Raw genomic sequence first — 25,241 nt, forward strand, 5'->3', positions numbered from 1 at the left:
GTGTTGCCGACGGGGATCAAGGTCAGGCTCCTCCGGTTCCGGCGGCGACCACGACGGCCACGGTGAGCAGCACCGAGCCGACGACGAGCGCACCGAGATACGTCTGCGTGTTGCCGGTCTGTGTGCGGCGTACGAGCGTGCCCAGCAGCCCGGGCCCGAGAGCGGCGGCGCGCACCCAGGCGTCGACGACCTCGCGGTCGAGGAAGCGGACGAGCCGGGCGGCGGCCTGTGTCGGACGTACGAACAGCGCGCGGTAGGCGGCGTCCAGCCGGAAGCCGTGTGCCGCGGCCGGGTGGAGGGGGCCGAGCAGCAGCCGTCCCGGGTCGGCCGGGTCGGGTGCGGAGGCGATGTCTCCGTACGCGGGCTGGTGGGTGGCGATGGCCTCGGCCTCGGAGAGCCCGGGGTCGCCCTGCGGGTGCGCGGCCACGGCGCCCATCGGGGCACGGGACGCGGCGAGGGCGGTGGTGTGCCGCCAGGCGCCGTATGTGACGAGCACACCGACGAGGGCGGCGCCCGTGGCGGGCACGGACGTCGCGAGCGTCGGGGCGAGGGAGCCGCCGCCGAACCAGTCCGGCAGCGCTCCGGAGGCGAGACCGAGAGCGAGGGAGGGGACGGCCAGCACCCACAACACGACGTTCATGACGGCGGGTTCACGCCCGTGCTCCGCTGCGGAGGCGCGCGGACCCTCGCCGCGGAACGCGAGCAGCCACAGCCGCGTGGCGTAGGCCGCGGTCAGGAGTGCGCCGAGCATGCCGGCGATCAGCACGATCCATCCGGCGGCCGGGGGGACGCCGCCTCCGGCCTGGGCGGCCTGGGCGGCGTGCGCGCCGCCGCCGAACGCGGCGTGCTCCGCGGCGGCGAACACCGCCTCCTTGGAGAAGAAACCGCTGAAGGGAGGCAGGGCGGCGAGGGCGAGCAGCCCGATCGTCATCGTCCAGTACGCGTCGGGGGCGATCTTGGTGAGCCCGCCCATGCGGGACATGGCGGCGAGCGAGTTGGTGCCCGCCGCGTGGATGACGACGCCCGCGGCCAGGAAGAGCAGCGCCTTGAACGCGCCGTGCGTGAGGAGGTGGAAGACGGCGGCACTGCTGTCCACGACGGCCAACGCGCCTGCCATATAGGCGAGTTGACCGATCGTCGAGTAGGCGAGGACTCGTTTGACGTCGTCCTGGGCGAGCGCGGAGAGCGCCGAGCCGACGATGGTCACGGCCGCCATGGCCGCGAGCACGACGAGCGCGGCGGTGGAGGCGGCGAAGACGGGCAGCAGCCGGGCCACGACGTACACGCCCGCCGCGACCATCGTGGCCGCGTGGATCAGCGCCGATACGGGCGTGGGGCCCGCCATGGCGTCGGGCAGCCAGGTGTTCAGCGGGAACTGCGCGGACTTGCCGGCGATGCCTGCGAGCAGCAGCAGCGCGATGACGGTGGGGTGCGTCAGATCGAACTGGGCGAGCTGGGAGGTGAGTTTGCCGGTGATGCCGCTGATGCGGAACGTTCCCGCCTCGGTGGCGAGCACGAGGATGCCGATGAGGAAGGGCACGTCGCCGAGCTTGGTGACGAGGAAGGCCTTGATGGACGCGGCCCGCGCGGCCTGCGTCTCCCAGTAGTGCCCGACGAGGAAGTAGGAGCAGATGCCCATCACCTCCCAGCCCACCAGCAGCACGATCAGGTCGTCGGCGTAGACGACGAGCAGCATCGCTGCGGTGAAGAGGGAGACGAAGGCGGCGTAGCTCGCGTAGCGGGGGTCGTCGCGCAGATAGCCCGTCGAGTAGAGCTGCACGCACGAGGCGACGACCCCGACCAGTACGGCGACGAGGACGGCGAACCCGTCGAGCTGCACTGCCAGTTGGACGGAGAGGGAGGCGTCGCCCGTGGGCGTCAGCTCGGTCGCGGCCTTGAGGGGCTCGCCGCCGCCCTGGCGTACGGCGACGACGATCGCGAACGCCGTGGAGAGGAGGGTCGGCAGCACGGCGAGCGGCTGGGCGTAGCCGGGCGCGCGGCGGCCGGTGAGGAGGCCCGCGACGGCGCCGAGGAACGGCAGCAGGGGGACCAGGGCGGCCAGGGTCGTGGTGCTCACGCTTTCTGCCTCCCGCTGCCGGTGCCGGTGGTGGCGCTGGTGGTGCTCGTGGCGCTGGTGGTGCTCGTGCTTGTGCTGGTGGTTCTGGTGCTGGTTCCGGTGCTGGTGCTGGTGCTGGTGCCGGTGCCGGTGGTTGCCGTCTCTCTGTCGTCTGCCGGGGCGTTGGCCGGGGCGGCGGGTCTTGAGCCTTCGGCCCCGGCGCCGTCCGCGTCCGCGTCGCCGGTCGGGTGTGCGGCCGCGTCGACGAACGGGCCGTACGGTTCGTCCGGGCCGCCCTCGCGGAGGTCTCTGAGGCCGTCGATGTCGGAGCTGCCGCGGCCGCGGTACACCAGCAGCACGATGGCGAGCCCGATGCCGATCTCGGCGGCGGCGACGGCGATGGTGAAGAGCGCGAGGGCCTGGCCGGTGTGCAGTTCCTCGCGGAGCCAGACGTCGAAGGCGACGAGGTTGAGGTTGACGGCGTTGAGCATCAACTCGACCGACATCAGCACGAGGATGGCGTTGCGGCGGGCGAGTACGCCGTAGAGGCCGGTGGAGAAGAGCAGGGCTGCGAGTACGGCCGGGTAGGCGATGTGCATCAGCGCTGCCCCTCCTGCTTCTTCTCCGGTGCCGCCTTCCGGGAGAGGACTATGGCACCGACGAGCGCCGCGAGCAGCAGTACGGACAAGGCTTCGAAGGGAAGTACCCAGCCGCGGAAGAGCGCTTCACCGGTGAGCCGGGTGGAACCCTCCGCTGACGTGCGCAGATCGATCCAGGTCGTACGGAACGCGTCGACGACGAGAGTGACGAGTGTGGCGGCGGATACGAGAGCGACGCCGAGCGCGAGCCACCGGTTGCCCGAGTCGGCATCGGGCGAGGGCCCTATGGGCGCCTTCGTGAGCATCAGCCCGAACAGCAGCAGCACCACGACCGAACCCACGTAGATCAGCACCTGGACCCATGCGATGAACTCGGCCGTGAGGAGCAGATATTCGACGGCCACACCGCCGAGCGCCGCCACCAGCCACAGAGCGGCGTGCACCAGCTGCTTGGTGGTGACGGTGACGAGCGCGGCGCCGAAGGTGGCCAGGCCGACGAGCACGAAGACGATCTCGACGCCGGTGGGTGAGAGGAAGCCGGGGTGGGACGCGGCCGTACCGGCGGCTCTGGGGACCGCCGCGGCTGCGGTCGCCGCGGCCGAGGCCGCAGCGGAGGCGGAGATCACGAGTCGCCCTCCTGCTCACCGCGCTCCGGCGCCGGACCGGAACCCGCCGGACCGGAATCCGCCGCTCCCGGCCCCGCCGACTCCTCCTGCGCCGACTCCTCCTGCCGCGCCGCGAGCTTGTCCGCCGTCTTGCGTGCGGCGCCGACCTCCTTGGGCTCCTCGGCCGCCGGATCCAGCGGTGGCGGCTCGGGCACGGTCCACATCCAGTCGCGCAGCTTGTCCCGCTCGTGGGTGAGGTCGCGGATGTCGGTCTCGGCGTACTCGAACTCCGGTGACCAGAAGAGCGCGTCGAAGGGACACACGTCGATACAGATGCCGCAGTACATGCACAGCGCGAAGTCGATGGCGAAGCGGTCGAGCACGTTGCGGCTGCGCTCGCGGCCGCCCGGCGAGGCGGCGGGCATCGTCTCCTTGTGGGAGTCGATGTAGATGCACCAGTCGGGGCACTCGCGGGCGCACAGCATGCAGACCGTGCAGTTCTCCTCGAAGAGTCCGATCACTCCGCGGCTGCGCGGGGGCAGTTCGGGCAGCGCGTCGGGATAGTGCGCGGTGACGGAGCGGCGCGTCATCGTACGAAGGGTGACGGCCAGCCCCTTGGCGAGTCCCGAGCCGGGCACCGGCATTACTGGATCACCACCTTGACGACGCCCGTGAGGGCGATCTGGAGCAGGGCGAGGGGCACGAGCACGGTCCAGGCCACACGCTGGATCTGGTCCTCACGCAGCCGCGGATAGCTCACCCGCAGCCAGATGACGACGAAGGCGAGGACCGCGGTCTTCAACAGCGTCCACACCCAGCCCAGTTGGCCTTCGGCGGGTCCGTGCCAGCCGCCGAGGAAGAGCACGGACGTCAGCGCGGAGAGCACGACGATGCCCGCGTACTCGGCGAGCAGGAAGAGCGCGAAGCGCAGCCCCGTGTACTCGGTGTACGCACCGAAGATGATCTCGGAGTCGGCGACCGGGGCGTCGAACGGGGGCCGCTGCAACTCCGCGAGCCCGGCGGTGAAGAAGACCAGCCCGCCCACGATCTGCCAGGGCAGCCACCACCACTGCCAGGCGTCGAGGATGCCGGGCAGGGAGAGGGTGCCCGCCGCCATCGCGACGGAGGCGGCGGCGAGCAGCATCGGCAGCTCGTACGCGAGCAGTTGGGCCGCCGTGCGGAGGCCGCCGAGGAGCGAGAACTTGTTCGCGGAGGCCCAGCCGCCCATGAGCGAGCCCAGTACGCCCACGCCCATCACGGCGAGCACGAAGAAGACACCCGCGTCGACGACCTGCCCGACGGCGTCGCCGTCCCCGACGGGGATCACGATCAGTACGACGAGGTACGGCAACAGGGCGACGGCGGGCGCGAGTTGGAAGATCCGGCGGTCGGCGCCCTCCGGGACGATGTCCTCCTTCTGCGCGAACTTCACGCCGTCGGCGACGAGTTGGGCCCAGCCGTGGAAGCCGCCCGCGTACATCGGGCCGACGCGGCCCTGCATATGGGCCATCGCCTTGTGCTCGGCCTGTCCGACGATCAGCGGAAGCAGCAGGAACGCCAGGAGTACGGCGAGCAGCCGCCACAGGACGTCGACCGCATCCATCAGGCGCCTCCCTTCGGCGTGCCCTCATCGGAGCCGCCGTCGTCCGCGCCGCCCTCGCCGGAACGGGCCTCGCCGGAGCGGTCTTCGTCGGCGCCGCCGTCGCCGGAGCGGTCTTCGTCGGCACCGCCCTCGTTGGTGCCGCCCTCGTTGGCGGCACCCTGACCGGAACGGCCTTCGTCGGCACCGCCCTCGTTGGCGGCACCCTGACCGGGAGCGTCCCGACCCCGACCGTCCTGACCGGGAGCGTCCTTGCCCTGGCCTTCGGCGTCGGGACGGCCCCTGCCGGAACCGTCGCCGCCGTCGTGCCACGGCGCGTCGGACGAGCGGGGGCCGGACGTGCCGCGGGCCGGGCCGCCGGGCGGTGCCTGCTCCCGGGTCTGGCCGGAGGGCTGCTCCGAAGTCCGGCCGGAGGGCTGCTCCGACGTCTGCTGCGGGGTCTGTTCGGCGGACTGCTCCGGGGACTGTCCGGGGGCCTCCTGCCCGCCCTCGCGGCGCCGGGTGCCCGCCCCCGCCTCCGCGTCGCCGCCGCGCTGACCGGCCGAGCCCTCACTCGCCGAGCGGGCGCGCCGGGCGGGGCGCTCCCCCGTACCCGCGCGGCCCGCACGTCCACGCGCGGGCCGGGACGGCACGGGCGGCAACTGCCCCTTGAGCGGCCCCCATTCATTGGGATCCGGTACGCCGGGCGGCAGCATCTGCCTCCGCCTCGGGGCCCCGTGGGACGACTCTCCGGGCTCCACCGCTCCGGGCCACGCCTTGGCCACGCGCGCGGCGAGGACGAAGTCCTTGCGCAGCGGGTGCCCTTCGAAGGACTCGGGCAGCAACAGCGGTTCCAAGCCCGGGTGTTCGGTGAAGTCCACGCCGAACATCTCGTGCGTCTCCCGCTCGTGCCAGGCGGCACCCGCGAAGACGGCGGTCGCGGTCGGCAGTGCGGGCGCCTCGTGCGGCACTGTCGTACGCAGCAGCAGCCGGCGCACGGCCCGCCCGTGCGGCCCTTCGTCCTGCCCCTGCCCCTCGCCCGGCAGCGCCACGAGATGTGCGCACACCTGGAAGCCGGTGCCCGGCTCGTCCACCGCGCTCAGCCAGTCGAAGAAGCGGCAGCCGAGCCCGTCCCGTGCGCTTTCGAGGGCGGAGATCCACGAGCCGAGAGGCACGTCGACTGTCAGCACGGCATACGCCTCCTCGGCGCGGGCGCCTTCGCCGAACAGCGCCTCGGCGCCGTCGGGCAGCCAGCCGACGGGCACGGTCGCGGACTCGGGCCGCGCGTCCGCGTCCGGCTCCTCCTCGGGGCCTTCCCGGTCAGCGTTCGCGGCGTCCGCCGCGCCCACCGCGTCCGGCCGGCTTGCCGCGTCCGCTGCGCCCGCCGGGCGCTGCGCGCCCGCGCCCGCTTCCGTCTCCGTCCCGTCCGTGCCCGTGCCCGTGCCGTCGGGATCCGTTCCGTCCGCATTCGTCCCATGCGGCTTGCCCGGGATCTGACCTCGCTTCGGCTCCTCCGGTCCGTTCACCGGCCGCCGCCCTCCTCCGGTTCGGCACCGGCGCCCGGCCCGCTTCCGGACCCGGCCTCACCACCGGAACCGGCCTCACCGCCCGCTCCAGGGCCATCGCCCGATCCAGGCTCTCCGCCGGACGCGGTCCCCCGGCCGGAACCGGACTCACCACCCGATCCAGGGCCACCACCGGATGCGGCCGCCCCGCCGGACTCGGCCGCCCCGCCGGACGCGGTCCCCCCGCCGGAACCGGACTCACCGCCAGGCTCGGTCCCCCCATCGGGACCGGCCTCACCACCCGCTCCAGGGCCACCGCCGGACGCGGTGCCCCCGTCGGGACGGGACTCACCAGCGGACTCGGCCGCCCCGGCACCCCGGCCGGAACCGGCCTCCCCGCCGGGCTTCGTCGCCGGCCGCTCCACCAGGCCGCTCCTGAGCGCGGCGGGCGACGGCCCGCGCCCCGTCGCGTACCGCCGTGCCGTCGACTCCTGCGCGATCTTCTCCTGAAGCTTCAGCACGCCCTGCAACAGCGCCTCGGGCCGGGGCGGGCACCCCGGCACGTACACGTCCACGGGGATGATCTGGTCGACGCCCTTCGTCACGGAGTACGAATCCCAGTACGGGCCACCGCAGTTGGAGCAGGCCCCGAAGGAGATCACGTACTTCGGCTCCGGCATCTGCTCGTACAGCCGCTTCACCGCGGGCGCCATCTTGTCCGTGACCGTCCCCGACACCACCATCAGGTCCGCCTGCCGGGGCCCGGGCGCGAAGGGGATCACGCCGAGGCGGATGAAGTCGTGCCGGGCCATGGAGGCCGCGATGAACTCGATGGCGCAGCAGGCGAGTCCGAAGTTGAAGACCCAGAGGCTGTAGCGGCGGCCCCAGTTGAGTACGACCTTCATGGGCTCGGGGGCGAGCCTCGCCAGCGGGCCGATCGACCTGGCCCCGGACCCGGTCCCGGATCCGGTCCCCGCCTCGACGGCCGCGCCGGGCTTCGCCTCGATCGTCACGTCTTTCCTGTCGTTCCCGTCGTTCCTGTGGTTCCCGTGGTTCCTGTCGTTCCCGTCCCGCTCGTTGCCGTCGTTCCTCACGTCCATTCCAGGACGCCTTTCTTCCACGCGTACAGCAGGCCCACGGTGAGAAAACCGAGGAAGACGAACATCTCCGCCAGGGTGATGCCGCCGTAGCCCGGCGCCGCGAATACGGTCGCCCACGGAAAGAGGAAGACCGAGTCGACGGCGAAGATCACATAGAGGAACGCATAGACGTAGTAGCGGATCTGCGTGTGCGCCCAGCCCTCGCCCACCGGGTCGACGCCGCATTCATAGGTCAGAAATTTCTCCCGCGTCGGCACCACCGGCCGCAGCAGCCGTCCCGCGGCGAACGCCACGGCGACGAAGAGCACTCCGACCACCGCGACCAGCCCGACGACCGAATAGCCGTGGAAATAGTCCGGCACGTCTGCCCTTCCTCACTCGCCGGCTGCCCGCCGCGCGCCCGTCTCGATGTGTCGCGTGCCGCGCGTGCCCGGGTGCGGTGCCGCCCCGGGGCCGCCCGCACCGTGCGCGGCTTCGGCCACGCCTTCCGCTCATGTGCGTCCAGCCGCTCATGTGCGTCCAGCACTCAGTACGCAGGGGAGTCTAGGGCGTACGCGCAATCTTTCACCCGGCAGGATCCGGCAGCCCGATACGTGCCGCATGTGCCCCCGTATGGGGCTGTTGTCGCCGGAAACCGCCCCTTGCCATGCCGCACGCGGCCGGAAGACAATCGCGGAACGCTAGTCGGGGGCCGCCCAATTCCCGGATTTTCAAGGCGATTTGGGCCATCCCCGTCGGGCTACGCGCGTAACCCCCCACGAGAGGAAAAACCCGTGCAGAAGCCTGGTAAGACGGCCAAGAGACTCATAGCCGGTGCCGCCGTGGCGGCCGCAGCGCTGAGCCTGGCACCGATGGGTGCGGCCATGGCCGGACAGAGCACCGGCGCGAAGGCCGGACAGTCCAAGGCGGCGGCAGCGCCCGCACAGCACTCCGACGACGTCAGCGCCAAGATCGTCGGCGGCGAGCCCGCCAAGAAGGGCGACTTCCCCTGGATGGTGCGGCTCTCCATGGGCTGCGGCGGTGCGCTCTTCGAGAAGGACATCGTCCTCACCGCCGCGCACTGCGTGGACGGCAGCGGCGCCGACGACAGCATCACCGCCACCGGTGGCGTCGTCGACCTCGACGACTCCGACGCGGTCGAGGTGAAGTCCAAGGAGATCCTCCAGGCCCCCGGCTACGACGGCAAGGGCAAGGACTGGGCGCTCATCAAGCTCGCCAAGCCGATCGACCAGAAGACCCTGCCGATCGCCGAGGACGACGCCAACAACAAGGGCGACTTCACCATCGCCGGCTGGGGCGCCGACAAGGAGGGCGGCGAGCAGCAGCAGAAGATGCTGACCGCCACCGTTCCCTTCGTCGACGACGACACCTGCAAGAGCGCCTACTCCGAGCTGATCCCGGGCGAGGAGCTGTGCGCGGGCCTCATCGACGAGGGCGGCGTCGACAGCTGTCAGGGCGACTCCGGCGGCCCCATGTTCCGTAAGGACGAGGCCGGCAAGCCGGTGCAGGTCGGCATCGTCAGCTGGGGCGAGGGCTGTGCGCGCAAGGGCAAGCCCGGCGTGTACACCGAGGTGAGCAACTTCGCGGCCGACATCAAGAAGGGCGCGGCCGACCTGGGCTGACGCGTTCCGGCCTGCCCGCCTGCCGGGCAGGCCACCGTCCGCGACTGTGATGACGCCCGCGTGCGCACTCCGGTGCACACGCGGGCGTCGTGCTGCGCGAGACCGGATTCCTGTGCGAGGCCGGTTTCCCCCGCGAGGCCGCCCGCGCGGCGAGGTGGGGTTATCCCTACGTCGTCACGCCGCCGGACCCCATGGCGCGGCACCCGCCCACCGGGCAGGCTTGCGCCATGACCGCGAGTGCACATCCTTCCGGCCCCGGCGGCACCGGGGACCACGGCGAGGAGCGGCTGCCGCCGCCCGCGCCCGTGCTCGGCGCGCAGACGTGGCGGGAGATCGCGCATCTGCTGTGCAACATGCCGGTGGGCGTGGCCGGGTTCGTGTACGTCACGGTGTGCATCTGCGCCTCGGCGGGGCTGTCGTTCACGCTGATCGGGCTGCCGCTGCTGGCGCTGACGCTGCTCGGGGCGCGCGGGCTGGGACGGTTCGAGCGGGCACGGGCGCGGCTGCTGCTGCGCGTGCGCATCGACGAACCGAGCCCGCTGCGGGCCCGGGAGGACGGCTTCCTGTCCTGGCTGTGGACGCAGCTGAAGGACCCGGTGGCCTGGCGGCACGTGCTCTACTTCTTCGTCCGGCTGCCCTGGGGCTGGCTGAGCTTCGGCGTGATGCTGCCCGCGCTGTTCGTGCTCTGGCCGGTGCTGCCGTGGCTGGCGCGTGGACTGACCAACGTGGACCGTGCGCTCGTACGGGGCCTGCTGTCGCCCTCGGACGAACTGGAGCGGCGGATCGCGGAGTTGGAGTCGGATCGTGGTTCGGTGGCCGACACCGCCGCCGCCGACCTGCGCCGCATCGAACGCGACCTCCACGACGGCGCACAAGCACGCCTGGTCACCCTCGCCATGGACCTCGGCCTCGCCAAGGAAAAACTCCTCGAAGACCCCCAAGCCGCAGCCGACATGGTCGACGAAGCACACGGCGAAGTGAAACTCGCCCTCCAAGAACTCCGCGACCTCGCCCGCGGCATCCACCCCGCCATCCTCACCGACCGCGGACTCGGCCCCGCCCTCTCCGCACTCGCCACCCGCTGCACCGCCGACGTCACCATCACCGTCGACCTCCCCCAACGCCCCGCCCAAGCCATCGAAGGCATCACCTACTTCACCGCCTCCGAACTCCTCCAGAACATCACCAAACACTCCACCGCCCACACCGCCCACATCGACCTCTGGAAAACCGACGACCGCCTCCTCCTCCACGTCACCGACGACGGCAAAGGCGGCGCCCACACCAACACCGGCACCGGACTCGCAGGCCTCACCGACCGCCTCACCGCCGTCGACGGACTCCTCCTCATCCACTCCCCCACCGGCGGACCCACCACCATCACCGCCGAACTCCCCTGGCGCGGACGGGAGATCGGGCACGACGGCAGCGCGGGCGCCACCGGCGGCACGGGCACGAAGGACGGCCGCGGCAAGCAGCCCCGTACGAAGCGCAAGCGGCTCCGCCGGGTCCACTGACGGGTCCACTGACGGGTCCACTGACGGGCCGCGGCCTCGTCGCGCCCAACGCGCCCCGTGCTCATCGCGCTTGCGAGCTCACCGCGCCCCCGCACGGGGACCGACCGGGCCGAGGTCGGGTTAACCCCCTCACCGGGACACGTGCTCACGCCATGGCAGCGCCCCGTACCCGCGGCGGACCCTGTAGGGGACGCTCACGCGCGCCCCCGGCGCACCGCACGCACACGCCCCGGCCGCCCGTGAACGCCCGGCCCACACCACGGACCCGGAAGGACGGGCATCCGCCCCATGGCTACCGCAACCGACCTAGCACGGCCCCGGACCCACCGGACCCACCGGGCGCCCGGCGCACTGCGCGCCCCCTTCGAGGCACGCGCCTGGCGCGAGCTGCTGCACGTCGTCACGGGGATGCCGCTGGCGTGCGTGTTCTTCTCGTACGCCGTCGTCATGGTCTCGGCGGGCGCCGGGCTGCTGATCACCTTCCTCGGCGTGCCCGTGCTGGCCGCCGGCCTGGCGGGCTGCCGCGGCGTCGGCGTACTGGAACGGCTGCGCGCGAGGACGCTGCTGGACGTGGACATCGCCGAGCCCGAGCCCGTACGGGCCCTCCAGCGGCGCGGCGGACCGATGCCGTGGATGGGGGCGCTGCTGCGCAGCGGCGTCTCCTGGCGGCACCTGCTCTACACGCTGCTCCACTTCCCGTGGGCGCTGTTCACCTTCGTCGTCTCCGTCAGCTTCTTCTCTAGCGCGTGGGCGCTGACCCTGTATCCCGCCTGGCAGTGGGTCTTCCCGCGCCATCTCGGCCAGCCGGGCATCCGGCTCGGCCCGGACGGAGCGACGATCGACGGCACGACGCGGATCGGCGGCACCTACGTGGACAGCCCGCCCGAGATCGCGCTCACCTGCGCGGCCGGGCTGGTGCTGCTGCTGGCGACGCCGTGGATCGTACGGGGCCTCACGCAGATCGACCGGCTGATGGTGCTCGGACTGCTCGGCCCCTCGCCACTGGCCACCCGCGTACGGGAGTTGGAGTCGGATCGTGGTTCGGTGGCCGACACCGCCGCCGCCGACCTGCGCCGCATCGAACGCGACCTCCACGACGGCGCACAAGCACGCCTGGTCACCCTCGCCATGGACCTCGGCCTCGCCAAGGAAAAACTCCTCGAAGACCCCCAAGCCGCAGCCGACATGGTCGACGAAGCACACGGCGAAGTGAAACTCGCCCTCCAAGAACTCCGCGACCTCGCCCGCGGCATCCACCCCGCCATCCTCACCGACCGCGGACTCGGCCCCGCCCTCTCCGCACTCGCCACCCGCTGCACCGCCGACGTCACCATCACCGTCGACCTCCCCCAACGCCCCGCCCAAGCCATCGAAGGCATCACCTACTTCACCGCCTCCGAACTCCTCCAGAACATCACCAAACACTCCACCGCCCACACCGCCCACATCGACCTCTGGAAAACCGACGACCGCCTCCTCCTCCACGTCACCGACGACGGCAAAGGCGGCGCCCACACCAACACCGGCACCGGACTCGCAGGCCTCACCGACCGCCTCACCGCCGTCGACGGACTCCTCCTCATCCACTCCCCCACCGGCGGACCCACCACCATCACCGCCGAACTCCCCTGGCGGGTCTGACCACCGGTCCCATCTCCCGCGTCCCACCGCCCGGCGCCCGCGATTCTGGAATGCTGAGCGCGTCGCATGCGTCGTACTGAGCAGCCCACAAGGGCGGACGGGGGTCTCTGATGGCGAAGGACGTGGAGGACAGGGTGCGGGTGGTCATCGCCGAGGACTCGGTGCTGCTGCGCGAGGGCCTGACCCGGCTGCTCACCGACCGCGGCCACGAGGTCGTCGCGGGCGTCGGCGACGGCGAGGCGCTGGTCAAGACGGTCGCCGAGCTGGCCGCCGCGGACTCGCTCCCGGACGTGGTCGTCGCGGACGTACGGATGCCGCCGACCCACACCGACGAGGGCGTACGGGCGGCCGTCGCGCTCCGCGAGGCCCACCCGGGCCTGGGCGTGCTGGTGCTGTCGCAGTACGTGGAGGAGCAGTACGCCACGGAGCTGCTGGCCGGCTCAAGCAGCGGCGTCGGCTATCTGCTGAAGGACCGCGTGGCGGAGGTGCGGGAGTTCGTGGACGCGGTGGTCCGAGTCGCGCAGGGCGGTACGGCGCTCGACCCGGAGGTGGTCGCCCAGCTCCTGGGCCGCAGCCGCAAGCAGGACGTGCTGGCGGCGCTGACCCCGCGCGAGCGGGAGGTGCTGGGGCTGATGGCAGAGGGGCGCACGAACTCCGCGATCGCTCAGCAGCTGGTGGTCAGTCACGGCGCCGTCGAGAAGCACGTGAGCAACATCTTCATGAAGCTGGGCCTGTCGCAGAGTGACGCTGATCACCGCCGCGTGCTGGCGGTGCTGACGTATCTCGGCACGTGACCCGGCTCCCGTCGGGCCTCCTCCGGTCCGCTCCAGCCGCGCGGCCGAGCCCGCGACCGCTCGCACCACCGTGAACAGGGACTTCGCAGTACGGGCGCACGGGGACAAAGCGCCCGGCGGGGGTGGCGGAAGGTGAGCCGCGGGTGTCTCGGCAATGGGTCCGCGATGTGGCCACGCCAGGGAAGGTGACCCTTACCGACGTACGATGGCTGGCGAGCCCGCCGCCTCTAGGAGGTCCGATCCACCGTGACCAACCAGGTCAACAGCCCAGCCGGGCAGCGCCCGGGCGCCGACGAGCCCGCGGCGGACGGTACGAATGGGATGAACGGGACGAACGGCACCGCGTACGCGAACGGCGCGGAAGGCGTGAACGGCACCGAAGGCGTCAACGGCAGCGCCCCGGCGACCGCCACCGGCACCGCCAAGGAGGTGCGCCGCCTGGACCGGGTGATCATCCGCTTCGCGGGCGACTCCGGCGACGGCATGCAGCTCACCGGTGACCGCTTCACCTCCGAGACGGCCTCCTTCGGCAACGACCTCTCGACGCTGCCGAACTTCCCGGCGGAGATCCGCGCCCCCGCGGGCACGCTTCCCGGCGTCTCCTCCTTCCAGCTGCACTTCGCCGACCACGACATCCTCACGCCCGGCGACGCCCCCAACGTGCTGGTCGCGATGAACCCGGCGGCGCTGAAGGCCAACATCGCGGACGTGCCGCGCGGCGCGGAGATCATCGTCAACACCGACGAGTTCACCAAGCGCGCCATGGCCAAGGTCGGCTACGCCGTGAGCCCCCTGGAGGACGGCACCCTCGACAACTACCGGGTGCACGAGGTGCCGCTGACCACGCTGACCGTGGAGGCGCTGAAGGACTTCGACCTGGGCCGCAAGGACGCCGGCCGCTCGAAGAACATGTTCGCCCTGGGCCTGCTGTCCTGGATGTACAACCGCCCCACGGAGCAGACCGAGCACTTCCTGCGTACGAAGTTCGCGAAGAAGCCGCAGGTCGCGCAGGCCAACATCGCCGCGTACCGGGCCGGCTGGAACTTCGGCGAGACCACCGAGGACTTCGCCGTCTCCTACGAGGTGGCCCCGGCCAGCACCGCCTTCCCGCCGGGTACGTACCGGAATATCTCGGGCAATCTCGCCCTCGCCTACGGCCTGATCGCCGCCTCGCACCAGTCCGGGCTGCCCCTCTTCCTCGGCTCGTACCCGATCACCCCCGCCTCGGACGTGCTGCACGAGCTGTCCAGGCACAAGAACTTCGGGGTGCGCACCTTCCAGGCCGAGGACGAGATCGCGGGCATCGGCGCCGCCCTCGGCGCGGCCTTCGGCGGCGCGCTCGGCGTGACCACGACGTCCGGTCCCGGTGTCGCGCTGAAGTCGGAGACCATCGGCCTCGCCGTCTCGCTGGAGCTGCCGCTGCTGGTCGTCGACATCCAGCGCGGCGGCCCTTCGACGGGCCTGCCGACCAAGACCGAGCAGGCCGACCTGCTCCAGGCGATGTACGGGCGCAACGGCGAGGCGCCGGTGCCGATCGTGGCGCCGTCCACCCCCGCCGACTGCTTCACCGCGGCGCTGGAGGCGGCCCGTATCGCGCTGACGTACCGCACGCCCGTCTTCCTGCTCTCCGACGGCTATCTCGCCAACGGCTCCGAGCCCTGGCGCGTGCCGGAGACGCATGAACTCCCGGACCTGCGCGTGCAGTTCGCCGAGGCGCCCAACCACCGGCTCGACGACGGCACCGAGGCCTTCTGGCCGTACAAGCGCGATCCGCAGACCCTCGCGCGCCCGTGGGCGGTGCCCGGCACGCCCGGCCTCGAACACCGCATCGGCGGCATCGAGAAGCAGGACGGCACCGGCAACATCTCCTACGACCCGGCCAACCACGACCTGATGGTCCGTACGCGGCAGGCCAAGGTCGACGGCGTCGACGTCCCCGACGTCGAGGCGGACGACCCGGGCGGCCGCGCGAAGACGCTCGTGCTGGGCTGGGGTTCGACATACGGGCCCGTCACCGCCGCCGTACGCAGGCTGCGCAGGGACGGGCAGCACATCGCGCAGGCGCATCTGCGCCACCTCAACCCGTTCCCGTCCAACCTCGGCGCCGTGCTGCGGCGTTACGAGCGGGTGATCGTCCCCGAGATGAACCTCGGCCAGCTCGCGACGCTGATCCGCGCCGAATACCTCGTCGACGCCCACTCCTACACCCAGGTCAACGGCATGCCCTTCAAGGCCGAGCAGCTCGCGACCGCACTGAAGGAGGCCTCCATCGATGACTGAGACGACACCGGAGACCCGCCGCAGCGAGGCGCTCTCACTGGTCCCGAAGGCCGAAGCAGCACAGAGCATGAAGGACTTCAAGTCCGACCAGGAGGTGCGCTGGTGCCCCGGCTGCGGCGACTACGCCGTGCTGGCGGCCGTCCAGGGCTTCATGCCGCAGCTCGGACTGGCGAAGGAGAACATCGTCTTCGTCTCCGGCATCGGCTGCTCGTCCCGCTTCCCGTACTACATGAACACCTACGGGATGCACTCCATCCACGGACGGGCCCCGGCCATCGCCACCGGGCTGGCGAGCACTCGGCGCGATCTGTCGGTGTGGGTGGTCACGGGTGACGGCGACGCGCTGTCCATCGGCGGCAACCACCTCATCCACGCGCTGCGCCGCAACGTGAACCTGAAGATCCTGCTGTTCAACAACCGGATCTACGGGCTCACCAAGGGCCAGTACAGCCCCACTTCGGAGACCGGCAAGATCACGAAGTCGACGCCCATGGGGTCGCTCGACTCCCCCTTCAACCCGGTGTCGCTGGCGCTCGGCGCGGAGGCCTCGTTCGTGGCCCGTACGGTCGACTCGGACCGCAAGCACCTCACGAGCACGCTGCGGGCGGCGGCCGACCACCACGGGACCGCGCTGGTGGAGATCTACCAGAACTGCAACATCTTCAACGACGGCGCCTTCGAGGCGTTCAAAGACAAGGAGCAGGCCCAGGAGGCGGTGATCCGCCTTGAGCACGGCGAGCCGATCCGCTTCGGCGTCCCCGGCGAGGACGGCCTCGGCACGAAGGGCGTCGTACGCGACCCGGCCACCGGCGATCTGCGCGTCGTCGACGTGACGGAGGAGGGCACCGACGGCGTCCTCGTGCACGACGCGCAAGCCGAGTCGCCGACGACCGCGTTCGCGCTGTCGCGGCTGGCCGACCCGGAGACCCTGTACCGCACGCCGATCGGGGTGCTGCGGGACGTGCGGCGGCCCGTGTACGACACCGACATGAGCACCCAGCTGGAGGGCGCCATGGAGAAGCAGGGCAAGGGCGACCTTGGCGCGCTGCTCGCGGGCAACGACACATGGACGGTCGCGGGCTGACGCGACGCGCGCGCGACACCCGCGCGCGACACCGCCGACAGCGGCAACGACCACAGCAGCACCGCCGACATCGGCAACCACGCGGCCCCGCCGGGCATTTCACGCTCCCGGCGGGGCCGCGTCGTCGAGTCCGGGGTGCCCGCCGGGAGGCGTCCGGCGGTCCGTCGGCAGTGCGCCGACGGTCCGTCGGGGATCCGCTCCGCACCGCTCGCACCGTCAGTACCGTCATGTGAAACGGAGATGACAGCCGCGTCTCGGCGGAGCTACGGTCGGTCCCGCACCGACGGCTCTCACTCGAGGAGGACGGTTCGTGGGAAACCGAAGCGACCAGCGGACCGGACTGCTCTACGGTGTCGCCGCCTACGGCCTCTGGGGAATCCTCCCGCTCTACTGGCACCTGCTCGAATCCACCAACCCCGCCGAGGTCCTGGCCCACCGCATGGTGTGGTCCCTGCCGACGGTCATCGTGCTGCTGACGGTGCTGCGGCGCTGGTCGTGGATCCGGCCGCTGCTGCGGCAGCCGAAGCGGCTCGGGCTCGTCGTGGTCGCCGCCGCCGCGATCTCCGTCAACTGGGGCCTGTTCATCTGGTCCGTGAGCGTCGGCATGGTCCTGGAGTCCTCGCTCGGCTACTTCATCAACCCGCTGGTCTCCATCGCCTTCGGCGTGCTGCTGCTGCGTGAGCGGCTGCGCCCCGCGCAGTGGGCGGCCGTCGGTATCGGCGCGTCCGCGGTGGCCGTGCTGAGCATCGGGTACGGACGGGTGCCGTGGCTGTCGATCGGGCTGGCGCTCTGCTTCGCCACGTACGGGCTGGTCAAGAAGCGCATCCTGCTGTCCGGCGTGGACAGCTTCAGCGCGGAGACGGCGGTCCAGTTCGTGCCCGCGCTGGGTTTCCTCGTCTACCTCTGGACGACCGGCGAGGGCTCCTTCGTCGACGGAGGCGTGGGACATGCCCTGCTGCTCTCCGCGTCCGGCGTGGTCACGGCCGTACCGCTGATCTTCTTCGGGAGCGCGGCGGTGCGGCTGCCGCTGACGACCGTCGGGCTGCTCCAGTACCTGGCGCCGGCGCTGATGTTCGTGCTGGGGCTGCTGGCCTTCCACGAGGAGATGCCGCCCGAGCGCTGGGCCGGATTCCTGCTGGTGTGGGCCGCGCTGTGCGTGCTGACGTGGGACGCGCTGCGCACCAGGCGCAAGGGGCGCGAGCAGCTGCGTACGGCCGCGGCACGGGCGGCGGAGGCGGCCGGGGCGGCCGAGGCGGCCGGGGCAGGGACGGCCGAAACAGGCACGGCCGAAGCAGGGGCGGCCGGGACGAAGCCGGAGCCGGAGCGGGAGCCGGAGTCTGAGCCCGGGTCGGGCGCGAACGCGTCCGGGGCCGTGCCGGGCGGCTCTAGGCCGTGATGTCGCGGCCCGTGAAGCGGGCCCAGGCGGCCGACCCGAACACGGCCGTGTACAGCGCCTGGAGGCCGAGGTTCCTCACCAGCTCGTCCCAGTAGACGGGGTCGCGCAGCAGGTCGGCGAAGCTCAGCCAGTAGTGCGGGAAGAGGTACGGCTGCACGGCGTGCAGCTGCGGAATGGTGTCCACGATCTGCACCATCAGCAGCAGCCCCACCGTGGCGGCCATCGCCGCGATGCCGCTGTTGGTGAGGGTCGAGACGAACAGCCCGAGAGCCGCCAGCCCGGTCAGCGAGAGGGCCACGGCGACGGCGATCGCGAACGCCCGCACCAGCCCCTCCGACAGCGGCACCGTGCTTCCCGACAGCAGGGTGACCTCCCCCAGCGGGAAGAGCACCGCACCCGTCGCGAGGGCGAAGACCGCGACGACGAGGGTGGCGGCGAGGCAGAAGACCATCGTGCTCGCGTACTTCACCAGCAGCAGCCGGGTGCGTCCGGCGGGGGCGACCAGCAGATAGCGCAGCGTGCCGGCGTTCGCCTCGCCCGCCACGGAGTCGCCCGCGACGACGCCCACCGTCATCGGCAGGAAGAACGGCAGCGTGGCCGCGAGCGAGGTGAAGACCAGGAACAGTCCGTTGTTGGTGATCTGCGAGATGAACGCGGGCCCGCCGCCGTCGCCGCCACCGCCCGAACCCCCGTCCCCCGTCTCGATCTTGACCGCGATGCCGACCAGTACGGGGATCGCCGCGAGGACGCCCAGAAGCGCGATGGTGCGCCAGCGGCGGAAGGTGGTGAGCAGTTCGCTGCGGAGGAGGCCGGACATGCGCCGGGTACGCGTGCCGCCGCGTACGGCGGCCGGGGCTGCGTGATTGGCGTGGGCGGCGTTCCGCCCACCGTCGCCCGTGCCCGCGTCCGTTCTCTTGCCCGCGTCCGTACCCGCGCCCGTGCCCGCGCCCGCGCCGGGAGCGGCGTCCCGTCCCGTACCCGCGAAGTCAGCCCGCGACATCGAAACCCTCCCCGGTGAGCGCCACGAACACGTCCTCCAGCGACGCCCGCGTCACGCCGAAGGCCCGCACACGGACCCCGGCGCGTACGAGCGCGGCGTTCAGATCGGCCAGCTCGGGCGGCGGCGGGGAGTCCGTCTCAGGCCCGGGAAGCGGCAGTTCACCGGTCACCTCGTCGCCCGCCACCGTCAGATCGCCCACGCCGTGCTCCTTCAGTACGCGCGCCGCCTCCCCTCCGTCCGGCGTGGTGACCGTCAGCCGGCCCCTGGCGTCCGCCGACATCTCGGCGACGGTGCCCTGGGTGACGAGCCGCCCCCGGTTCATCACGGCCGTGTGCGAGCAGACCTGCTCGATCTCGTCGAGCAGGTGGGAGGAGAGGAAGACGGTCGTGCCGTCCTCCGCCAACGCCCTGACCAGTGAACGGATTTCACGCATGCCCTGCGGGTCGAGCCCGTTGGTCGGCTCGTCCAGCACCAGCAGTTCGCGCGGCTGGAGCAGGGCGGCGGCGATGCCGAGGCGCTGCTTCATGCCCAGCGAGTACGCCTTGGCCTTCTTGCTCGCCGCCGCCGACAGCCCGACCCGCTCCAGCGCCCGCTCGACCCGCACCCTGCGCGTACGGGGATCGGCCGTGGGGTCGGCCGCGTCGTAACGGTGGAGATTTCCCCGCCCGGAGAGGAAGCCGTACAGCGCCGGACCCTCGATGAGGGCGCCGACCCGCGGCAGCACCCGGCGGGCCGCCGACGGCATGGGCTCGCCCAGCACGTTCACGGCGCCCTCGGTGGCGTCGATGAGGCCGAGCAGCACGCGGATCGTGGTGGTCTTGCCCGAGCCGTTCGGCCCGAGAAAGCCGAAGACGCTTCCGCGGGGGACGGCGAGGTCCAGCCCGTCCACGGCGAGCTGGCCGCCGCGGTAGCGCTTGCTGAGCGCGCGGGTCTCGATGACCGCTTCGGCTGACGGCTGGGCCATGGCGCTCCCACGTTCGGTCGGAGTCTGCCGCGGTTCGGGTCTGTCTGCCGCGGTCCGGAACTGGCGCTGTACGTGCAGTGTTTCGGTCGCTTGTACGTGAACTGCCGCTGTACGTGGGCCTGTTGCCGTACGTGCGTGTGTCGCCGTACGTCGAGCTGTTGCTGTACCTGCGTCTGTCGCCGTACGTGCCTCTGTCGCTGTACTGCCTCTGCGCGCCCCGGGCCGCGGCCCCGGCAACGCCCGTCCCCACCGCCCCGCGACGAGCGGAGGGGTGGGGACGGACGGCCGGTCACGGCTCGTTGCCGGGAAGGGTCACTTGGCGGCGGCGTCGGCGGCCTTGATCAGGCCCTCCTTCGTCACGGCGCCCACGTAGACCTTTCCGTCGTCCGTCATCAGAGCGTTAACCAGCCGGGTGTGGAAGACCCGGCCCGTGCCGAAGTCTCCCTTGACCTTGTCGCTGAAGCCGTCGAGCAGCTGCTTGCCCTGCGGCGACTTGGCGTCGTCGCCGCCGGAGCCCCCGGCGCCCGCGCCCGGGAAGCCGCTCGCGCCGCCCTTGCCCATGTCCAACTCGGCGACCGAGCCCCAGCCCTTGCCGAGCACGTCGAATCCGCCGGGCCCGGCGGGCCCGAAGCCCTCGCCCTTCTTCGGCTTCTCGTCCCTGAGCTTCTTGAACTCCTTGGACTCCCTGAACTTCTTCAGCTTCTTCGACTCGCCCTTCTCACCGGGCTTCACGTGCTCCGACGGGCCGCCGAGGCGCCGGCCGTCCGCCTTGCCGTGCGGCCCCGCCTCCGTGACGTCCGTGCCCTTCGGGGGCTTGAAGTCGAAGGTGCCGGCGTCCGGCTTGCCGAAGCCGACCTTCGTGTAGGCCACGTCGACGGCCGGTTCGCCGCCGCCCTTCGGGGAGAGCGTGAACTTCAGGGGCGTGCCGTTGTCCGCGTCGACCGCGATGCGCACGGAGTCGACCGTCGAGTGGGCGGCGCCCTTCGGCTTGATCAGCAGCTGGTACGCGTCCCGGCCGGCGACCTTCGCCGTACCGTCGACCGTCACGGACGTGGTGTCGTCCGCCGCCTTCAGCGCCTGCTCTGCCGCCTTCTGCGGAGTCACGTCGCCGAGCCCGCCGTGCAGACCGCCGTGGCCCTTGCCGTGCTCTCCGTGCTTCTCTGCCGCGCCCTTCGGCGCCTTCATGTGGAAGGCGGAGTCCGAGCCGCTGTCGTACACCCAGCCCTCGTCGCCGTTGTGGATGAAGCTGTACTCGGACGCGTCCTCCACGATGGAGACGCGCTGCTTCTCCGGTCCGTCGGCCGCCACCCGGAGGGTGTGGTCGCCGGAGGCCAGCTCCATGAGCTTCTGCTGCGGATCGGCCGACGGGCCCTTGCCGCCCTTCTCGCCGGGCTGTCCGTCACCGTGCCGGCCGCCGCCGAAGAGACCGCCGCCCTGCTTGCCGCCCCCGGCGATGCCGGGCAGCTCGGGCAGACCGAGGTCGGTGCTGACCTTCACCGTGCCGGACATCTGCTGGGTGTCGGACGCGGCCATCTTCGCGACCAGTTCCTTCGCCGAGATCTTCGGGAGATCGGGGGCGCCGGTGTTGGCGAGTGCCGGGACGAGTCCGATGGTCAGCGCGGCCAGTCCCGCGACGCCGGCTGGTATCCCGTACCGGACGGCCTTCCTGCCGGATGTCCTCGGTTGGATCTGTGCCATGTCGTGCCCTACCTCCGGGTCGGTGGCCGGTTCTGTACGTCGCACTCCTCCGTCCCCTGCCCGGCCATTGTCCCCGAATTCCTCGGGGACGTGCGGGGTGGAGTCTCCATGGCATCAAACCCGTCAGCGCTGCGCGTCAGCCGATGGAGGCAACTGCGCCTACTCCTGCGGGTGGAGAAGCGGAGGATCGTGTCCCCCGTGCGGAGGCCCGCCGATGGGTGTGAACCCTGAGCCGGGACGTTGAGCCGGTCGATGAACCGGACCGCGGACCGCCGCGCGGCGGGCGTCAGGACGCGCGGTGCACGACCGCGTCGCACAGCTGCGAAAGGGCGTCCTTGGCGGCGCAGTCGGGCAGCGGCGTCAGCATCTCGCGCGCCTCGTTGGCGTACCGCACCGTGTCCTGCCTGGCCTGCTCCAGCGCGGGGTGCGCGCGCAGCGCCGTCAGCGCCTCCGCGTGCCGGGCGTCGTCGGTGAGGTCGCCGTCGAGCAGTTCGAGCAGCGCCAGGTCCTCGGCCGTGGCCTCCGGGGAGGCGGCATGGGCGCGCAGGCGCAGCACGGGAAGGGTGGGGACGCCCTCGCGCAGATCGGTGCCGGGCGTCTTGCCGGACTCGTGGGAGTCGCTCGCGATGTCCAGTACGTCGTCCGCGAGTTGGAAGGCCGTGCCGACCCGCTCCCCGTACTGGGTGAGGATCGAGACGAAGCTCTCGTCCGCGCCCGCCATGAGCGCGCCGAACCGGCCCGCCACCGCGATCAGCGAGCCCGTCTTGCCCGCGATGACGTCCAGGTAGTGCTGCACCGGGTCGCGTCCGTCGCCGGGGCCCGCGGTCTCCATGATCTGGCCCGTCACCAGCCGCTCGAACGCCTCGGCCTGGATGCGTACGGCCTCCGGGCCGAGGTCGGCGAGGATGTGGGAGGCGCGGGCGAAGAGATAGTCACCGGTGAGCACCGCGACCGAGTTGGTCCAGTTGACGTTCGCGCTGGGAACGCCGCGGCGCACGTCCGCCTCGTCCATCACGTCGTCGTGATAGAGCGTCGCCAGATGCGTCAGCTCCACGACGACGGCCGAGGGCACCACCCCCGGTGCGTGCGGGTCGCCGAACTGTGCGCCGAGCATCACCAGAAGCGGCCGGAAGCGTTTGCCGCCGGCGCGTACGAGGTGCTGCGCGGCGCCCGTTATGAACGGGACGTCGCTCTTCGTCGCCTCGAAGAGGCCTTCCTCGACAGCAGCCAGCCCCGCCCGGACATCGGCCTCGAGAGCCTTGTCCCGCACGGTCAGTCCGAAAGGCCCGACGTCGGTCACGAGGGTTCTCCTGTCTGCATACGACATACGACGAATGAGCGGTCACGGGGAACGCTCGCTGCTTTCACTTCCGGGTTCGCTTCCGGTCGTCGCCATCACCCGGCAGCGTATCCGGTCGCGTGCCGATCTCCATGGGCGCGTATCGCCAGACGGACACCGCACGGGCGGCGGCCCGCGCACGGCTCCACCGGCCACGCGTCGCGTGCGCACGTTCCGGGCAACCGTGCGTACGTTCCGGGCAACACCGCGGCGCCCACGGCCCTTCCGTGCTCCCGGTACTGGCCGCAGCGCGCCCGGACGGTGCCCGTACGCTGAACTCGCCCGTGACCGGCGACGATCTCGAAGGCGAGGCACAGTGACAGACCCGAACCCTCCCGAAGGCGATCCCTTCGGCCCGGACAACCCCTTCGGCCCGGACAACCTCCCGTACGGCGTGTGCACCACCCCCGAGCACCCGCAACGGCCGCGCATAGTCGTCCGCTTCGGAGACTCGGTGCTCGACGCGGGCGGAGCGGCCGCGGCCTTCGGCTCCCCGCACGCGGAAATCCTCCAACAGCCCCTGCTCGGGCCGCTGATGGCGGCGGGCCGCCCCGTGTGGCAGTCCGTGCGCGCGCAGCTGCGGGAGTGGCTGACCGCGCCGGAGCACCGGGAGACGACGGCACGGTTCCTGCGTCCGCTCTCCGGCGTGACGATGCGTCTGCCCTTCGAGGTCGCGGACTACGTCGACTTCTACGCCAGCGAGCACCACGCCACCAACGTGGGCAGGATCTTCCGTCCCGACAGCGCGGCCCTGCCGGCCAACTGGAAGCATCTGCCGATCGGTTACCACGGCCGCGCGGGCACCGTCGTCGTGTCCGGCACCCCCGTGCAGCGGCCCGAGGGGCAGCGCAAGCCGCCGCACGAGGAGGCTCCGCTCTTCGGGCCGTCGCGGCGGCTCGACATCGAGGCGGAGGTCGGCTTCGTGGTCGGCACACCGTCCGAGCAGGGCGAGAGCGTGCCGCTGTCCGGCTTCCGCGACCACGTCTTCGGCGTGACGCTGCTCAACGACTGGTCCGCGCGCGACATCCAGGGCTGGGAGTACGTGCCGCTCGGACCGTTCCTCGGCAAGTCCTTCGCGACGTCGGTCTCCGCGTGGATCACGCCGCTCGACGCCCTGGACGCCGCCCGCATCGCCCCGCCCGCACGGGACGTGCCGCTCCTGCCCTACCTGGACGACTCGGCCGGGCCGGAGCCCGGCGGCATCGATCTGCGCATCACGGTGGACATCAACGGCCACACGGTCTCCGAGCCGCCGTTCTCCGCGATGTACTGGACCGCCGCACAGCAGCTGGCGCACATGACCGTCAACGGCGCCTCGCTGCGTACGGGCGACCTCTACGCCTCGGGCACGGTGAGCGGTCCCGAGCACGGGCAGCGCGGCTGCCTGCTGGAGCTGACGTGGGGCGGCAAGGAGCCGCTCCGACTCCCGGACGGCAGCCGCGGGTTCCTGGAGGACGGCGACGAGGTCACGCTCACGGCCTGGGCACCGGGCCCGGACGGCGCCCGCATCGGCCTCGGCGAGGTGACGGGCCGGATCGTCCCGCCTCGGTAGGCCCGCCGCGCTGAGCCCGCCACGCCGGACCCGCCTCGCCGCCTTGGGGTGGGCGCGGCGCTGGGTGGGCGCGGCGCGTGCGCCGGATTCCGTCTCCCCTCAGGCCGGGGGACCGCCCGGCCCGGCAGGGCCCTCCCGTACCGCCGCGAGCCGTTCGCGCACCCACGTCTCCACGTCGTTGACGTGACGGCTCGCGGCGGCGAAGGCGCCGAGGCTGTCGCGGGCGCGGAGCGCGCCGAGGATGTCCATGTGCTGCTGGTGCGTCCAGGCGAGGACGTCCGACTTGACCAGGGCCCGCCAGATGCGGGCCCTGGCCGTGCGGTTACTGACGGAGGAGACCAGCGACTGAAGGGTGCGGTTGCCGGTCGCGGCGACGATGTCGGCGTGGAACGCCAGGTCCTCGCGGACGAGTTCGCCCGGCTCCTGGAGCGTACGCATCCGCTCGACGCGCTCCAGCAGGCCGTCGAGCGCGGCGTCGTCCATGCGGGTCGCGGCGAGGGCCGTGGCGCCGGGCTCCAGCACCTTGCGGCACTCCAGCATCTCCTCCAGGGCGGTGTCCTGGGCGAGGTCGAGGAAGCTGCCGATGGCGCTCATCAGCCGCTCGGGACGCAGGTCCGTGACAAACGTGCCGTCGCCGCGCCGCACTTCGAGGACTCCGGCCATCGCGAGCGCCCGTACGGCCTCGCGCAGGGACGGACGGGACAGCTCCAGCTCGCCCGCCAGCACGGACTCGGGGGGCAGCCGGTGCCCGGGGGCGAACTCGCCGCTCTCGATGCGCTGTTTGAGGCGGCCGATCGCCACGTCCACGACGCTGCTGCCCGTGCCGGTGGCGCGTGCGCCCGCACCCGCGCCCGAGCCCGAGCCCGCGCCCGTGCTGCCCTCGTCGCCGTCTCTGTCGGTCTTCATGCCG

19 protein-coding genes and 2 pseudogenes are annotated in these 25,241 nt (G+C 71.9%); 8 read left to right on the forward strand and 13 right to left on the reverse strand.

The genetic code is table 11. From position 1 onward, the window contains the following. Positions 1-22: 22 nt before the first annotated feature. From HCC61_RS07350 to HCC61_RS07390, 8 genes and pseudogenes are all read right to left on the reverse strand, one after another. Positions 23-2,077, reverse strand: coding sequence for an NADH-quinone oxidoreductase subunit L (locus HCC61_RS07350; RefSeq protein ID WP_169134390.1), 2,055 nt, complete (start codon positions 2,075-2,077; stop codon positions 23-25). Positions 2,078-2,358: 281 nt separating this feature from the next. Continuing rightward, a pseudogene (gene nuoK / locus HCC61_RS07360) lies at positions 2,359-2,655 on the reverse strand (NADH-quinone oxidoreductase subunit NuoK); the annotation flags it as partial. Next, positions 2,655-3,167: an NADH-quinone oxidoreductase subunit J gene (locus HCC61_RS07365; RefSeq protein ID WP_346777083.1), complete on the reverse strand. Its 513-nt coding sequence runs from the start codon at positions 3,165-3,167 to the stop codon at positions 2,655-2,657. The gene HCC61_RS07365 and the pseudogene nuoK, both read right to left, overlap by 1 nt. A 110-nt stretch (positions 3,168-3,277) precedes the next feature. Beyond that, positions 3,278-3,904, reverse strand: coding sequence for an NADH-quinone oxidoreductase subunit I (locus HCC61_RS07370; RefSeq protein WP_169134392.1), 627 nt, complete (start codon positions 3,902-3,904; stop codon positions 3,278-3,280). Beyond that, entirely contained in the window at positions 3,904-4,866 is a 963-nt protein-coding gene (locus tag HCC61_RS07375; RefSeq protein WP_169134583.1) for a complex I subunit 1 family protein, read from the reverse strand. Before HCC61_RS07375 ends, HCC61_RS07370 begins: the two co-directional genes overlap by 1 nt. Beyond that, on the reverse strand, positions 4,863-6,104 hold the full coding sequence (locus HCC61_RS07380; protein WP_169134584.1) for an NADH-quinone oxidoreductase subunit C: 1,242 nt from the start codon (positions 6,102-6,104) through the stop codon (positions 4,863-4,865). Before HCC61_RS07380 ends, HCC61_RS07375 begins: the two co-directional genes overlap by 4 nt. Before the next feature lie 650 nt (positions 6,105-6,754). Beyond that, positions 6,755-7,249 (reverse strand): annotated as a pseudogene (locus HCC61_RS07385) (NADH-quinone oxidoreductase subunit B family protein); the annotation flags it as partial. A 185-nt stretch (positions 7,250-7,434) separates the two neighbouring features. Continuing rightward, complete coding sequence (locus tag HCC61_RS07390) at positions 7,435-7,806, reverse strand: NADH-quinone oxidoreductase subunit A (RefSeq protein WP_169134393.1); 372 nt, start codon at positions 7,804-7,806, stop codon at positions 7,435-7,437. A gap of 489 nt (positions 7,807-8,295) precedes the next feature. Between HCC61_RS07390 and HCC61_RS07395 the strand changes: the two genes are divergently transcribed. The 7 genes from HCC61_RS07395 to rarD all read left to right on the forward strand — a co-directional run bounded on the left by HCC61_RS07395 (position 8,296) and on the right by rarD (position 17,778). Next, positions 8,296-9,066 (forward strand): serine protease, encoded by a 771-nt coding sequence (locus tag HCC61_RS07395; RefSeq protein WP_169134585.1) that lies wholly within the window; start codon positions 8,296-8,298, stop codon positions 9,064-9,066. A gap of 227 nt (positions 9,067-9,293) precedes the next feature. Then, on the forward strand, positions 9,294-10,583 hold the full coding sequence (locus tag HCC61_RS07400; RefSeq protein ID WP_169134394.1) for a sensor histidine kinase: 1,290 nt from the start codon (positions 9,294-9,296) through the stop codon (positions 10,581-10,583). A gap of 288 nt (positions 10,584-10,871) precedes the next feature. Then, on the forward strand, positions 10,872-12,224 hold the full coding sequence (locus HCC61_RS07405) for a sensor histidine kinase (RefSeq protein WP_169134395.1): 1,353 nt from the start codon (positions 10,872-10,874) through the stop codon (positions 12,222-12,224). Between the two features lie 122 nt (positions 12,225-12,346). Then, complete coding sequence (locus HCC61_RS07410) at positions 12,347-13,018, forward strand: response regulator transcription factor (RefSeq protein ID WP_169134586.1); 672 nt, start codon at positions 12,347-12,349, stop codon at positions 13,016-13,018. A 246-nt stretch (positions 13,019-13,264) separates the two neighbouring features. After that, on the forward strand, positions 13,265-15,298 hold the full coding sequence (locus tag HCC61_RS07415; RefSeq protein WP_346777064.1) for a 2-oxoacid:acceptor oxidoreductase subunit alpha: 2,034 nt from the start codon (positions 13,265-13,267) through the stop codon (positions 15,296-15,298). Continuing rightward, positions 15,291-16,382, forward strand: coding sequence for a 2-oxoacid:ferredoxin oxidoreductase subunit beta (locus HCC61_RS07420; protein WP_169134396.1), 1,092 nt, complete (start codon positions 15,291-15,293; stop codon positions 16,380-16,382). The genes HCC61_RS07415 and HCC61_RS07420 overlap by 8 nt, the downstream gene beginning before the upstream one ends. A 310-nt stretch (positions 16,383-16,692) precedes the next feature. Continuing rightward, positions 16,693-17,778, forward strand: coding sequence for an EamA family transporter RarD (rarD, locus tag HCC61_RS07425; RefSeq protein WP_169134397.1), 1,086 nt, complete (start codon positions 16,693-16,695; stop codon positions 17,776-17,778). Here the strand turns inward: rarD and HCC61_RS07430 are convergent. The 4 genes from HCC61_RS07430 to HCC61_RS07445 form a co-directional block, all read right to left on the reverse strand. Next, positions 17,768-18,595 carry an ABC transporter permease gene (locus HCC61_RS07430; protein ID WP_169134588.1) on the reverse strand — a complete coding sequence of 276 codons (828 nt, stop codon included), beginning with the start codon at positions 18,593-18,595 and terminating at the stop codon, positions 17,768-17,770. The genes rarD and HCC61_RS07430 overlap by 11 nt on opposite strands. 169 nt (positions 18,596-18,764) lie before the next feature. Continuing rightward, on the reverse strand, positions 18,765-19,742 hold the full coding sequence (locus HCC61_RS07435; RefSeq protein WP_169134398.1) for an ABC transporter ATP-binding protein: 978 nt from the start codon (positions 19,740-19,742) through the stop codon (positions 18,765-18,767). 312 nt (positions 19,743-20,054) lie between these two features. Beyond that, a complete protein-coding gene (locus HCC61_RS07440; protein ID WP_169134399.1) occupies positions 20,055-21,440 on the reverse strand; it encodes a DUF2092 domain-containing protein in 1,386 nt (461 codons plus the stop codon). 286 nt (positions 21,441-21,726) lie between these two features. Further along, a complete protein-coding gene (locus tag HCC61_RS07445) occupies positions 21,727-22,740 on the reverse strand; it encodes a polyprenyl synthetase family protein (RefSeq protein WP_169134400.1) in 1,014 nt (337 codons plus the stop codon). A 355-nt stretch (positions 22,741-23,095) separates the two neighbouring features. On the opposite strand from HCC61_RS07445, the gene fahA reads away from it, so the two are divergent. Beyond that, a complete protein-coding gene (gene fahA / locus HCC61_RS07450) occupies positions 23,096-24,331 on the forward strand; it encodes a fumarylacetoacetase (RefSeq protein ID WP_169134401.1) in 1,236 nt (411 codons plus the stop codon). 99 nt (positions 24,332-24,430) lie between these two features. Here the strand turns inward: fahA and HCC61_RS07455 are convergent, their stop codons facing one another. Continuing rightward, positions 24,431-25,237 (reverse strand): FadR/GntR family transcriptional regulator, encoded by an 807-nt coding sequence (locus tag HCC61_RS07455; RefSeq protein WP_169134402.1) that lies wholly within the window; start codon positions 25,235-25,237, stop codon positions 24,431-24,433. Positions 25,238-25,241: the final 4 nt, after the last annotated feature.

Origin of the sequence: Streptomyces sp. HNM0575 (assembly GCF_012726265.1) — a bacterium.
Lineage (GTDB): Bacteria > Actinomycetota > Actinomycetes > Streptomycetales > Streptomycetaceae > Streptomyces.

Excerpts from the sequence above, each read along its gene's own strand:
- HCC61_RS07370 (WP_169134392.1), bottom strand. The coding sequence starts at position 3,904 with ATGCCGGTGCCCGGCTCGGGACTCGCCAAGGGGCTGGCCGTCACCCTT.
- HCC61_RS07395 (WP_169134585.1), top strand. The coding sequence starts at position 8,296 with ATGGGTGCGGCCATGGCCGGACAGAGCACCGGCGCGAAGGCCGGACAG.
- HCC61_RS07400 (WP_169134394.1), top strand. The coding sequence starts at position 9,294 with ATGACCGCGAGTGCACATCCTTCCGGCCCCGGCGGCACCGGGGACCAC.
- HCC61_RS07405 (WP_169134395.1), top strand. The coding sequence starts at position 10,872 with ATGGCTACCGCAACCGACCTAGCACGGCCCCGGACCCACCGGACCCAC.
- HCC61_RS07420 (WP_169134396.1), top strand. The coding sequence starts at position 15,291 with ATGACTGAGACGACACCGGAGACCCGCCGCAGCGAGGCGCTCTCACTG.
- HCC61_RS07430 (WP_169134588.1), bottom strand. The coding sequence starts at position 18,595 with ATGTCCGGCCTCCTCCGCAGCGAACTGCTCACCACCTTCCGCCGCTGG.
- HCC61_RS07435 (WP_169134398.1), bottom strand. The coding sequence starts at position 19,742 with ATGGCCCAGCCGTCAGCCGAAGCGGTCATCGAGACCCGCGCGCTCAGC.
- HCC61_RS07440 (WP_169134399.1), bottom strand. The coding sequence starts at position 21,440 with ATGGCACAGATCCAACCGAGGACATCCGGCAGGAAGGCCGTCCGGTAC.
- HCC61_RS07455 (WP_169134402.1), bottom strand. The coding sequence starts at position 25,237 with ATGAAGACCGACAGAGACGGCGACGAGGGCAGCACGGGCGCGGGCTCG.